The sequence below is a fragment of the Neobacillus sp. OS1-2 genome (genome assembly GCF_030915505.1).
Lineage (GTDB): Bacteria > Bacillota > Bacilli > Bacillales > Cytobacillaceae > Neobacillus.
The window spans coordinates 468,068-480,611 of record NZ_CP133265.1; the positions used below are offsets into that span (position 1 = coordinate 468,068).

Below are 12,544 nucleotides of genomic sequence, written 5' to 3' on the forward strand. Positions count from 1 at the left end.
AAACCGCTCGGGTTGCACTTCTGCATTGCCCTATCCTGTTTTATGGTAAAAGGCAAGTATAGTATTGCCAGATTATATTTTTTTCATACCTATTGTTTTTCGCCTTGCGAAGATTGTCGAATATTACTTACACAAGATTTTACGCAGACCCCAGCTTCTTACTTTAGGATTGCATAATTAGATCAAGTAAATTATCATTAAACTTCTGCTCGCGAAGCATTTCTATTTCATATTTATAGGGTGCCTTTTTGTTGTTCTTATCCTCACCGACATATGGCGTTTCTAGGATTTTAGGCACTTCCATTAGTTGTGGATGATGCACGATATAGTTAAGCGTCTTAAAGCCAATATGACCAAACCCGATATTTTCGTGCCGGTCTTTTCTCATCCCAATATCGTTTTTACTATCATTGATATGGAGCACTTTCAATTTATCAAGACCAATCATTTTGTCAAACTCATTTAAAACGCCGTCAAAGTCTTCAACAAGGTTGTAGCCGGCGTCATGGGTATGACAGGTATCAAAGCAAACTGATAGCTTGTCACTATAATTGACCCCATCAATAATCATCGCTAATTCCTCAAATGACTTCCCACATTCGGAACCTTTACCTGCCATTGTTTCTAAAGCAATTTGGACCTGCTCCTTACCTGTTAATACTTCATTTAAGCCTTCAATAATCTTCTTGATTCCCGCCTCTGTACCAGCACCCACATGTGCACCAGGATGGAGAATAATTTGCCCAGCCCCAATGGCCTCCGTTCTTTCAATCTCACTGCGAAGGAACCTTACACCTAATTCAAACGTGTCTGGATTAGTGGTGTTGCCAATATTAATGATGTAGGGAGCGTGCACCACAATTTCTGAAATCCCGTTTGCCTCCATATGTTTACGCCCTGCTTCAATATTAAGGTCTTCAATCTTCTTTCTTCTTGTGTTTTGCGGTGCTCCTGTATAGACCATAAACGTATTGGCACCATATGAGACTGCTTCTTCACTTGCAGCCAGCAGCATATTCTTACCGCTCATCGAAACGTGTGAGCCAATTTTTAACATTCTTTACTCTCCCATCACCCATTTATTTTTTTTTCTGCTCGATTTTTCTAACCCGTTTTTTTATTTTATCCATTTCCCATTGCATTTTCTTTTTATAGCCTGGTTTTACTTTCTGGGGCTTCTTTACCAGCGATTTGGCTTTTTTATCAGCCACATCCTCTTTTCTTACTCTTGTTTTTCGCTTATTTCGTTCATCCGTTTCAACCATTTCGCCATTTTTTAGATCGACGTATTTAAACTGAATTCCAATTTTTTCCAGGCGATTTAATGCATCCTCATCAGAACTTTCGTAAACCGTGAGAGCAACCCCTGATTTTCCTGCTCTTGCAGTCCTACCTACCCGATGAATATAGAAATCTAAATCAGTTGGAAGTTCATAGTTAATAACATGGCTGACTCCCTCAATGTCAATTCCTCTTGAAGCAAGATCAGTAGCGACGATATATTGGTACTCTAAATCTTGAATTTGCTTCATCATTTTTTTACGTTCACGTGGATTTAAATCACCATGTACACGGCCAACTTTCAAGCCCTTCTCATTTAAAAAGTAGGCAACTTCTTCAGCCTTCTTTTTTGTATTCGTAAAAACAATCGCCAAATAGGGATTATAAGTAAGCAAAGCGTCATGAACAAGCTGTTTTTTACTGCGATGCCTCGATGGCAGCAGATAATGATCTAAATTTTCAGCTGCTTTTTGTTTTGATTCAATCTGTATCGTCTTTGGATTTTCCATATATTTTTTAAGAAAAGGCTTTAGTTTCTCAGGTATTGTGGCAGAAAAGACTAACATTTGCAGGTTCTCCGGCATCTTTGCCGCTACCTGATCAACATCCTCAATGAATCCCATATCGAGCATCATATCAGCCTCATCCACAACCAGAATACTTGATGTATGAACGAAAAGCGCCTTTTCAATCATCAGATCTTTAATTCTACCTGGGGTACCCACAACAATGTGCGGCTGTACCTTCAATTTTTCAATGGTACGCTGCTTATCCGTTCCACCAATATAACATCTTGTCATGATTGAGCTATCTGGGCTGCAATGCTCGGTAATTTTTATGATTTGTTGATAGATTTGTGTTGCTAATTCCCTTGTCGGTGCAGTAATAACGGCTTGAACCTCTTGACGCTTCGGATCAATCTTTTCGAGAATCGGTAACGCATAAGCAAATGTTTTTCCTGTTCCCGTTTGCGATTGACCAATCGCACTTTCCCCTTTTAATACTAATGGTATCATCCGCTCCTGAATTTCAGTCGGCTTGAAAAATCCAAACTGATTCAGGGATTCTATAATAAACGGCTGAAATGTAAAACGTTTAAATTGATTTTCATTCATATAATTGCTCCTTATTTTAAAAGTAATATAAATACGATGGAGTAGTTTTCTTCCCTTAATTAGAGTGTCGTGCTTTCCATCCTGTAATTATAGTCAAATTTCGCCTAAATAACCAGCTAACTATTCTTTTATTCCCATCTTTTACGTTTCCCTCACTTTTTAAAACGAAATTTTATTTTTTCCATGTGTGGAATACCTAAACCAAATTAGGTTGCCTGCATATTTTAAAGTAGGAAGAAAATGTGAAAGGAGGGCATCCGAATGCTACCAAGACCAAGAATGCCCATGAACGGCGGAATGGGAAGGGGACCCGGTCTTTTCGGAGGAGGAAATCCAATGATGGGGCCTGGAGGAAATCCATTTGGCGGAAGAGGTCCGATGATGAGACCGCCGGCTGGACCATTTAGCGGTGGAAACCAAATGATGCGGGCAATGGCAGGAACCTCACAAATGAACAGAGGCGGCGGGTTACTTTCGAAACTTCTTGGAAGAGGAACTGGGGCCGGCGGATCAGGTGGGCTAATGGGGTTACCTGGAGCAAGCAGAGCAGCAGGTGGCGGTGGTGGTTTACTACAATCCTTGAGTAACCCGGCCGGATTATCTGGAATTTTAAATAATACCCAAAATGTATTAAAGACAGCCCAGTCTATTGGTCCGATGATTCAGCAATATGGTCCAATGGTAAAAAATCTCCCCGCTATGTGGAAAATATATCGCGGCTTCAAAAATGCTTCAAAAACCACGGATACAGCTTCAGAAGAAACGAGCAAAAAGAAAGAAGCAGTCATGGAAGAATCTTCGAGCATGGAAGAACCAACCCAAATTAGGACATCAAATAACACAACGAGCAGAAAGAAAAGTCAAAAACCTCTTTCAGAAAATAGAAAGCAAGTTTCTCAAAAAAGAAGCAAACCTCAAAAGGGAAGTTCCGTACCAAAAATGTATATATAGTTTAAAAACCGCTGTGGGAATGAATTGACCCGCAGCGGTTTTTGATAAAAGGAAAATTGTATCTTTGTAATATATCTATTAGTTTTATATAATAATACATAGTTTAGTAATTCATGTCTTTTTTAGGAGGACTTCATATATGCAAATTATCAAAATTTCACCACGCGGCTACTGTTATGGGGTTGTGGATGCAATGGTCATCGCCAGAAATGCAGCATTAGATAAAACGCTGCCTCGTCCAATCTACATTTTAGGTATGATTGTTCATAATAAACATGTTACCGATGCCTTTGAAGAAGAGGGAATTATTACTCTTGACGGAAAAAATCGCAAAGATATTCTTGATCAGGTCGATTCAGGTACGGTAATTTTCACTGCCCACGGGATTTCCCCTGAGGTACGGGAGCTTGCAAAAACAAAAGGTCTTGTAACAATTGATGCGACATGCCCTGATGTCACACGGACGCATGACTTGATTGAAGAAAAAACAAAAGAAGGATATCACGTCATTTATATTGGAAAGAAAGGGCATCCAGAGCCGGAGGGCGCTGTCGGGGTAGCTCCAGATATGGTTTATCTTGTTGAAACCCCTAGTGATGTCGAAGCCTTAACAATTGAAAGTGACAAACTCATTGTTACCAATCAAACAACTATGAGTCAATGGGATGTTGCTGATACCATGAAAAAGGTGCAGGAAAAATATCCTCATGTCGAAGTGTATAATGAAATTTGCCATGCCACCCAAATACGTCAAGAAGCAGTTGCCGAGCAAGCTACAGAAGCGGATGTAACAATTGTTGTGGGTGATCCGATGAGTAATAACTCCAATCGTTTAGCACAAGTTTCAGAGGAAATTGCTGGAACGAAGGCATATCGTATCGCCGATATTACCGAATTGGAAATTGAGTGGATTAAAGATGCCAAAAATGTTGCAGTAACATCTGGTGCATCCACACCCACTCCAATCACAAAAGAAGTGATTACCTTCCTTGAACAATTCGATCCAAACAACGTAGCAACATGGGAACGGAGAAAAAAGGTACAACTGAGCAGAATACTACCTAAAGTGAAAAGGGCAGAAGATTAATAACAATAGAACCGCTCTCTTAGTGAGAGCGGTTCTATTTCATTTACATAAATTGAAATGGATCAGTGTTTACTACAGAAGGGAAAATTTCTACATCATACCCTTTCTCCGAACAAAGTCTTTGTAACACAACGGTAAGCCCCTTTTTCATGACCTTTTCGACATTATGACCCGGATCAATCATGTTTAAGCCCTGCATCATCGCGTCGTGAGCAGTGTGATAATAAATATCTCCCGTAACATACACATCTGCCCCTTTATACTTAGCATTCATAAAGTATTTATTGCCATCCCCGCCCAGCACAGCCACCTTCTTAATCTTAGCGGACAAATCTCCAACGACACGTACCTTGTTAACCTCTAGTGTTGTTTTTACCCTTTCCGCAAATTCGCCAAGAGTCATTTCATTGACTTTTCCGATTCTGCCAATGCCCAGTGCCTCACCTGTATTATCGAGCGGGTAGACATCATAGGCAACCTCTTCATAAGGATGAGCTTTTATCATAGCTGTAATGGTCTTCTTTAATAATGGCTCCGGAATAATGGTCTCAATCCGAACTTCATCTACTTCCTCAAGGTTGCCAGCCTGCCCTATGAAAGGATTTGCTTGATCCCCAGGTAAAAACCTGCCTGTTCCACCAGCCGAAAAAGAACAATGACTGTAATTACCGATAAAACCAGCCCCAGCATTACCAAGAACCTGTCTAATCTCTTCTGCGTGGCTAGCAGGAACAAAAACAACTAGTTTCTTAAGCTTTGTTTCATAAGTAGGGACAAGGACCTCTGCATCTTCTAACCCTAATGCATCTGCTAAAAGATCATTAACCCCGCCCTTTGCTACATCAAGGTTTGTATGTGCTGCATAAACAGCAATATCATGTTTTAATAATTTCTCAATCATCCTCCCCTGTACTGAATCAGTCAATACATTTTTAAGAGGGCGATATATGATAGGATGGTGGGCAATGATGAGTTGAACATTCTTTTCAATCGCCTCATCAATCACATTTTCGAGGACATCGAGGGCAATCATCATCCGCTCAACCTTTTGATTCAGTCGGCCAATTTGCAGTCCAACCTTGTCGCCTTCCATTGCAAGTCCTTTTGGCGAAAACTGTTCGAATAGTTGGATGATTTCATGCCCGTTAGGATTCTTCAATTCGGATTGCCTCCTCTACAAGTCTCATTTTATGTAACAGCTCCTGTTTCTTTGCAATTGTTTCTGGGGTCTGAACGGCGCCTTCTAGCTGATGATAAATTCGCTGCCAATTTCTCTTCTCATTCATCCATTTTTTCTTAAATACGGAATGGTTCTCTTTCACAAGGTATGGTCCTAACAATAAGCCTTCTTCTAATCGTTGACCATAAGGTTCCAACGAGTCAAAAGTGTCTCTTCCTTTTTCCGCCACTAGCACTTCATAGATTTTCCCATCTTCTTCGATCATTTCTTCAGCCACCAGTTTCCAGCAATTATCTACTAACCATTGGCGAATAGAAATAGCACTAATATTAGGTTGTAAAATCAGCCTCTTCACAGAACCCAACTTGTCTTTTCCATTTTCTAAAATGCTCGCTATAAGCGCCCCACCCATCCCGGCGATCGTTACATATTCTACTTCTCCAGGCTCAACAACCTCAAGTCCATTTCCTAGCCGAACGGAAATGATCTCTGATAATCCTTCCGCTGAGACATTTCCTTTAGCCGATTGATAGGGACCAACAGCCACCTCTCCGGCTACTGCAAATGAAATACCCGTATTCTTCGCTAAATAACATGGTAAATAAGCATGATCAGATCCGATATCAACTAATTTTGCATCCTGAGGAACATATTTTGCAACCGTTGCTAACCTGTTTGATAATTTATCAGAATTCACAAGAACACCACACTTTTTCAACTTATATATGTACAGTATAAAAAAGACCCTTTACAGATGCAAAGGATCTTTGGATAAAACAATATAACGATTACTTAATTTTTGAAACCCAATCTGCCATTGCGTCCACTTGTTCTGCTGGTACAAGACCTTTAGGCATTCCGGTTCCTTTACCATTATTAAGAATGTCCTTGACTTCGTCTTTTGATAAACCAGTATTTTTTAATGAAGGACCCACAACACCTTGGTATTGATCACCATGGCAGCCGATACAAGTAGATTTATAAATATCTTCTGGATTAGATGCGGCAACTTCTGTTTTCTCGCCGCCTTTTCCTTCGCCATTATCTTTGGCGACTTCCTTCATATCACCAAGGCCTTTGAACGAAAGGATAAATACAAGTACAATACCAAAAACAAAGATGACGATGTACGGAATAACCGGATTTTTCTTCATGATACTACCTCCCTTATGTACGTAAGCTGATAAATAATTATTCGTCTACAAACAACTACTATTTTACTTGAAAATCAACAGAAGGAAAAGCCCTAAACTTATTTTATTACTATAATCTTGATAAAAAAGAAAAAAGAGGCTCAATTAAGTCTTGTGACAGCCTCTTTGTATCTTTCCCTATTTTTTTATTAACAACCAATTAATCGGGAAATAACCATTCTTTGTACTTCTGATGTTCCCTCCCCAATTTCAAGGAGCTTGGCATCACGCATCATTCGCTCGACATGATATTCCTTCATATAGCCGTATCCTCCATGGATTTGGACCGCTTGATCGGTCACTTCCATACATATTTCCGAGGCATATAGTTTACACATTGCTGCTTCTTTTGAAAAACTTCTTCCATTATCTTTTAACCAAGCCGCTTTATAAACCATATTCCGCGCCAATTCAATTTTCATCGCCATATCCGCCAGTTTAAATTGAATCGCTTGAAAGGAGGAAATCGATTTACCGAATTGCTTCCTTTCCTTTGCATAGGCCAAGGCCTTTTCATAAGCCCCTTGGGCAATCCCTACAGCCATCGCCCCAATTCCAATACGTCCACCATCAAGTGTAATTAAAAACTGTCTAAAGCCCTCTCCACGCTTTCCTAGAAGGTTTTCAGCAGGCACTCTTACATCCTCTAGGACAAGTTCCGTTGTATTCGAAGAATGTAAGCCCATTTTTTCATAATTATCAATAACGGTAAAGCCTGATGCGGTGGTCGGGACGATAATGGCACTAATCTCCTTTTTCCCGTTCCTTTCACCTGTCACAGCTGTTAAGGCTAAATGGCTGGCATAACTGGCATTGGTAATAAAACACTTATTTCCATTGATGACAAACTCTCCATTTTCTTCTATTGCCGTTGTTCTTGTCCCACCTGCATCTGACCCGGCATTCGGTTCCGTTAATCCAAATGCACCAAATGAATCGCCCGTACAAATAGGAGTTAAATATTTTTGTTTTTGCTCCTCTGTTCCAAACAGATAAAGTGGTGCCCCACCTAAAGAAATATGGGCTGAATAGGTGATTCCCGTTGATCCGCATACTCGGCTTAATTCTTCGACAACAATAGCAAAACTAACCGTATCTGCCCCGCCTCCGCCATATTCTTCCGGAAAAGGGAGCCCCATTATCCCCATTTCTGCCAGTTTCTTAAAGATCTCAACAGGAAATTGGTTTGTTCTATCACGTTCTAAAACACTAGGCGCCACTTCTTCATCACTAAACTGGCGTAATGTTCGTCTAATCATTTCTTGTTCAGAAGTTAAATCAAAATTCATATTCATCCCCCCAGAGCAACATTGTATACGCTTTCTTTTCTATTATAAGAGAAATTGTCTAAATTTCACAACATTTAAAAATTTTTAAAATTTCTTCCCCCTAGATCAATTACTCCTAAAAAATTTCAAATGGATATTTGCAAAATGAGAGACAATTCAGTAAAATAAAGAAAATACAAGGAGTGAAAGTGCTTACAACATAGGCAAAAAAAATAGCCTACTTCTGTAAGAAGTAAACTATTTTATAGTAAATTCTATTCTAAGAAATCTTTTAATCGTTTGCTGCGGCTAGGATGGCGTAACTTACGCAATGCCTTTGCCTCAATCTGGCGGATCCGCTCACGGGTTACACCAAAAACCTTACCAACCTCTTCTAGAGTGCGAGTTCGGCCATCATCCAATCCAAAACGGAGACGGAGAACATTTTCTTCGCGGTCTGTTAAAGTATCAAGTACATCCTCGAGCTGTTCTTTTAATAATTCGTAAGCAGCATGCTCTGAAGGCGATGTTGCATCTTGATCCTCAATAAAATCTCCAAGGTGCGAATCGTCCTCTTCGCCAATAGGTGTTTCAAGTGATACAGGTTCTTGGGCAATTTTTAATATCTCCCTAACCTTATCAGGGGTTAAATCCATATCCTCACCAATTTCTTCCGGTGTTGGTTCGCGGCCAAGATCTTGAAGTAGTTGACGCTGAACACGGATTAGCTTATTAATTGTTTCAACCATATGAACAGGAATCCGAATCGTTCTGGCCTGGTCAGCAATTGCACGAGTGATCGCCTGACGAATCCACCATGTAGCATACGTACTGAATTTAAACCCTTTTCGGTAATCAAATTTCTCAACCGCTTTAATAAGACCCATATTACCTTCTTGAATAAGATCAAGAAATAGCATTCCACGGCCTACATAGCGTTTTGCAATGCTTACAACTAGACGAAGGTTGGCTTCGGCGAGACGGCGTTTTGCTTCCTCGTCACCTGCTTCAATCCGGTTTGCCAGCTTAATTTCTTCCTCAGCGGAAAGTAAGTCAACCCGGCCAATTTCTTTCAAGTACATGCGAACAGGATCATTAATCTTAACTCCCGGTGGAACGCTAAGATCGTTTAAATCAAATTCTTCATCGTCTTCTTTAGCTAATTTCTTTACATCTGGATCCTCATCATTATCACCGACTAATTCGATCCCTTGATCACCTAGAAATTCTAGAAACTCATCCATTTGCTCAGATTCTAATTCAAAATTAGCTAGCTTTTCCGCAATATCATCATAGGCAAGGACACCGATTTTTTTACCCAGCTCAGTTAACTGGTCTTTTGCTTGTTCAAGGGTTAACGTTAATTCGTTTTCAACCTCTTTTGAACGGGCTGATTTTTCAGCAGCCATAAGGGGGTCCACTCCTTCCAGAATCAAAGACACTAAAAATGGAATTTAAAGCAATTTACGCAATTGATTAATTTCATTTCCAATTGCGGCAGCCTTACCAAAATCACTTTGTCGCTCCGCTTCTTTTAGTTCCACTTCTTTTTCTTTTATCTTTAACAATTTTTGATAATTCAACACCTGTTTGATATAATCAGTTAATTCTTGGTTACTTATCTCATCATTGATTGACATCATTTCAATGTTGGCAACCATTCTTCTAAGATTTTCATCTTGAATATAAGTTAAAAATGCACTACTGTCTGGTTCCAAATGATCCTCATAAAAGGCTAACAGATATGTTATTATTGCCTGATGTTCATCAGTATTAAACGTGTTTCCCGAAAGTAATTCCTGAACCTTATAAGCCACATCACGATTTTTAAGCATGTGGGCTATTAAACACCTTTCAGCCGTATAATGCTTGGGTTTTAATTCCTCTGCTCGCTTTGCAATGATTAAGGGTTTATGAAAGGTCTCATTTTTCCCATTTGACTTTCTTTTCTCAGCAAAGAACATCTGCTTTTGCTGTTGCATTAATGCCTCTAACGAAAGTGAAAATTCAGCTGCAAGCTGCCGTAAATAATGGTCCCTTTCAACAGCCTTGTTTAATTGGCTAATTTCTTTGAGTATCACTTCGATATAGGCAAGCCGATCTCCTTCATTTTGAAGATTTTTTCCTCTTCGAAAATAGAGAAATTTAAATGCCATCCAGGTTAAACTTGCTCCAATCACTTCTTTGCGGAATTTATCAGCGCCATTCTTTTTGATATATTCATCAGGATCCTGACCATCCGCCATCATGGCTACCTTAATTTGAAAACCCGCATTATGCAGATGGTTTCCCGCACGGTAAGCTGCCTCAATTCCCGCCTTATCGGAATCGTAGCAAATCGTCACGGATTGGACGTTTTGTCGCAAAAGGGCTATATGGTCATCTGTCAAGGATGTCCCCATTGTGGCAATACCATTTTCAACTCCGGATCGATCGGCTGCAATACAATCGGCAAATCCCTCAAATAACACAGCATGCTGCATTTTTTTTATACTAGGTTTAGCCAAATGATAATTATATAAAATTTTACTTTTATTAAAGATTGCCGTTTCGGGACTATTTAAATATTTGGGCTCTTCTGCCCCAAGTGATCTCCCTGAAAAAGCAATCGTATTCCCATGCCGGTCAAAAATAGGAAACATAATTCGATCCCTAAACCGATCAAAAAACGTTCCGTCCCTTTCTCGTTTGATAATTAATCCGGCTTTTTCCATCCATTCAGGCGGGTATTCCCTTTTAGAAAGGAATTTACAAACAAAATCCCATGAATTTAATGAATAACCAATTTGAAACTTATCAATCGATTCCCGGGTAAAACCTCTATTAAGCAAGTACTCTAATGCGTGCTGACCTTCTTTAGTATTCACCAGTAAATGATGATAAAATTTCCGTAACAGCTCATGAGCATCAAGCATGGATTGAAGCTCACTGGAAATCTTTTTTCCACCTTTAGATGCAGATAAATTAATTTCAAGGTCGATATTTACCTTCGCCGCAAGTTTAATGGCCGCTTCCTGGAATGAAGTTCCTTCAAGCTCCATTAAAAACGAAAAAACATTTCCCCCTGCTCCACAACCAAAACAATGGAATATTTGTTTGTCAGGCGACACTGAAAATGATGGGGTGCTTTCTCCATGAAAAGGACATAACCCGAAGTAATTCCGCCCCTGTTTTTTCAGTTGAACATAATCGCTGATTACCTCGACAATATCAACAGTCTGGCGAATTTGGTCAATCTTTTCTTCGGCAATACGGTCTGCCATGAAAACATCTCCATTTATACTACAGGTATTCGGCAGGCAATCATTAAATTCCTGCAAATTTCGACAAAATTTTTGTTATTTCTTTGTTGCCTATGTAATTTTGTCATTCACAGACAAAAATAGCCGTTTTGCTATTTACATAAAGTATTAATTCTACATCACTCCACATATTCCTTCTTAAGCGCCTAACTTTTATTAAAGGGTTTATGTCGAATTTTTTCAGGGCCTCCCCCTTGACATCTAACAATAAATAGTTTATTCCTTCCCTTGCAACTCTAAACCTAAAAAGATATATTTTTATCACAATTTTTTATTATAGTATATTCATTATCATTTTACCATAATTATTTTATAATTTTTTACCTTAAAAAACACACAATCAATTGATTATGTGTTAGATTCTACCCTTTTGAATATAATTTATGATAACGTTCGCGGTCTCTTCGACTGCTTTATTTGTAACATCAATCACAGGACACTTTATTCTCTTTACAACATTTTCGAAAAAAGTTAATTCTTCTTTAATTCTTTCGATGTTCGCATAACTTGCTTGATCATTTAATCCTAATGAAATTAATCGTTCCCGTCTGATATTATTTAATTTTTCCGGGCTGATTTTTAGACCAAAGCATTTTTCGATTGGAACCTTATAGAGTTCTTCCGGCGGATCCACTTCTGGTACAAGAGGAACATTTGCCACTTTTAAACGTTTATGTGCTAGATATTGAGATAACGGCGTTTTGGAAGTTCTTGACACTCCTATTAGTACAATATCTGCCTTTAACAGTCCTCTTGGGTCGCGGCCATCATCATATTTCACCGCAAATTCAATTGCTTCAACTTTTTTAAAATAATCCTCATCAAGCTTCCTGACAAGGCCGGGTTCACATAAAGGGGTCTTCCCACTGAAAACTTGAATTTGATCCATGATCGGGCCAATTAAATCAACCGCAATGATCCCTTCCACTTCTGCCCTTTCCTTCAAGTATATTCTCATATCCGGTTTAACTAATGTATAGGCCACCATTCCTTTGTCATGTGATACAAGTGATAACACTTCATCAATATGATCCTTATCCTCAACATAGGGAAATCTTTTTAATTTCATTCCAGAACCATTAAACTGGCTAATTGCTGCTTTCGTCACTAATTCAGCTGTTTCCCCGACTGAATCAGATACAACATAAATAATAGGCAAACTCATTC

The 12,544-nt window shown here is 39.2% G+C and carries 11 protein-coding genes; 2 read left to right on the forward strand and 9 right to left on the reverse strand.

What is annotated here, in order from left to right:
- Nucleotides 1-163: 163 nt before the first annotated feature.
- A complete protein-coding gene (locus RCG19_RS02525; protein ID WP_308109557.1) occupies nt 164-1,057 on the reverse strand; it encodes a deoxyribonuclease IV in 894 nt (297 codons plus the stop codon).
- A gap of 22 nt (nt 1,058-1,079) precedes the next feature.
- Nucleotides 1,080-2,396, reverse strand: coding sequence for a DEAD/DEAH box helicase (locus tag RCG19_RS02530; protein WP_308109558.1), 1,317 nt, complete (start codon nt 2,394-2,396; stop codon nt 1,080-1,082).
- Between the two features lie 261 nt (nt 2,397-2,657).
- On the opposite strand from RCG19_RS02530, the gene vrrA reads away from it, so the two are divergent.
- Together vrrA and RCG19_RS02540 are read left to right on the forward strand one after the other, a co-directional pair.
- A complete protein-coding gene (vrrA, locus tag RCG19_RS02535) occupies nt 2,658-3,347 on the forward strand; it encodes a VrrA/YqfQ family protein (protein WP_308109559.1) in 690 nt (229 codons plus the stop codon).
- 139 nt (nt 3,348-3,486) lie between these two features.
- Nucleotides 3,487-4,434, forward strand: coding sequence for a 4-hydroxy-3-methylbut-2-enyl diphosphate reductase (locus tag RCG19_RS02540; RefSeq protein WP_308109560.1), 948 nt, complete (start codon nt 3,487-3,489; stop codon nt 4,432-4,434).
- A gap of 43 nt (nt 4,435-4,477) precedes the next feature.
- Here the strand turns inward: RCG19_RS02540 and RCG19_RS02545 are convergent, their stop codons facing one another.
- The 7 genes from RCG19_RS02545 to RCG19_RS02575 all read right to left on the reverse strand — a co-directional run bounded on the left by RCG19_RS02545 (nt 4,478) and on the right by RCG19_RS02575 (nt 12,542).
- A complete protein-coding gene (locus RCG19_RS02545) occupies nt 4,478-5,593 on the reverse strand; it encodes a Nif3-like dinuclear metal center hexameric protein (protein ID WP_308109561.1) in 1,116 nt (371 codons plus the stop codon).
- On the reverse strand, nt 5,580-6,311 hold the full coding sequence (locus RCG19_RS02550; protein ID WP_308109562.1) for a tRNA (adenine(22)-N(1))-methyltransferase: 732 nt from the start codon (nt 6,309-6,311) through the stop codon (nt 5,580-5,582). Before RCG19_RS02550 ends, RCG19_RS02545 begins: the two co-directional genes overlap by 14 nt.
- A 91-nt stretch (nt 6,312-6,402) precedes the next feature.
- Nucleotides 6,403-6,768 (reverse strand): cytochrome c550, encoded by a 366-nt coding sequence (cccA, locus tag RCG19_RS02555; protein WP_308109563.1) that lies wholly within the window; start codon nt 6,766-6,768, stop codon nt 6,403-6,405.
- A gap of 188 nt (nt 6,769-6,956) precedes the next feature.
- Complete coding sequence (locus tag RCG19_RS02560; RefSeq protein ID WP_308109564.1) at nt 6,957-8,096, reverse strand: acyl-CoA dehydrogenase; 1,140 nt, start codon at nt 8,094-8,096, stop codon at nt 6,957-6,959.
- Nucleotides 8,097-8,350: 254 nt separating this feature from the next.
- On the reverse strand, nt 8,351-9,484 hold the full coding sequence (rpoD, locus tag RCG19_RS02565) for an RNA polymerase sigma factor RpoD (protein WP_166238575.1): 1,134 nt from the start codon (nt 9,482-9,484) through the stop codon (nt 8,351-8,353).
- Between the two features lie 45 nt (nt 9,485-9,529).
- The gene (gene dnaG / locus RCG19_RS02570) at nt 9,530-11,338 is read right to left on the reverse strand and encodes a DNA primase (RefSeq protein ID WP_308109565.1); all 1,809 of its coding nucleotides are present in this window, start codon (nt 11,336-11,338) and stop codon (nt 9,530-9,532) included.
- A gap of 394 nt (nt 11,339-11,732) precedes the next feature.
- Entirely contained in the window at nt 11,733-12,542 is an 810-nt protein-coding gene (locus RCG19_RS02575; protein ID WP_166238579.1) for a pyruvate, water dikinase regulatory protein, read from the reverse strand.
- Between the last annotated feature and the right edge of the window lie 2 nt (nt 12,543-12,544).

What these genes read in the sequence shown, in the direction of transcription:
- RCG19_RS02525 (WP_308109557.1), bottom strand. Translation starts at nt 1,057, where the DNA reads ATGTTAAAAATTGGCTCACACGTTTCGATGAGCGGTAAGAATATGCTG.
- RCG19_RS02530 (WP_308109558.1), bottom strand. Translation starts at nt 2,396, where the DNA reads ATGAATGAAAATCAATTTAAACGTTTTACATTTCAGCCGTTTATTATA.
- vrrA (WP_308109559.1), top strand. Translation starts at nt 2,658, where the DNA reads ATGCTACCAAGACCAAGAATGCCCATGAACGGCGGAATGGGAAGGGGA.
- RCG19_RS02540 (WP_308109560.1), top strand. Translation starts at nt 3,487, where the DNA reads ATGCAAATTATCAAAATTTCACCACGCGGCTACTGTTATGGGGTTGTG.
- cccA (WP_308109563.1), bottom strand. Translation starts at nt 6,768, where the DNA reads ATGAAGAAAAATCCGGTTATTCCGTACATCGTCATCTTTGTTTTTGGT.
- RCG19_RS02560 (WP_308109564.1), bottom strand. Translation starts at nt 8,096, where the DNA reads ATGAATTTTGATTTAACTTCTGAACAAGAAATGATTAGACGAACATTA.
- rpoD (WP_166238575.1), bottom strand. Translation starts at nt 9,484, where the DNA reads ATGGCTGCTGAAAAATCAGCCCGTTCAAAAGAGGTTGAAAACGAATTA.
- dnaG (WP_308109565.1), bottom strand. Translation starts at nt 11,338, where the DNA reads ATGGCAGACCGTATTGCCGAAGAAAAGATTGACCAAATTCGCCAGACT.
- RCG19_RS02575 (WP_166238579.1), bottom strand. Translation starts at nt 12,542, where the DNA reads ATGAGTTTGCCTATTATTTATGTTGTATCTGATTCAGTCGGGGAAACA.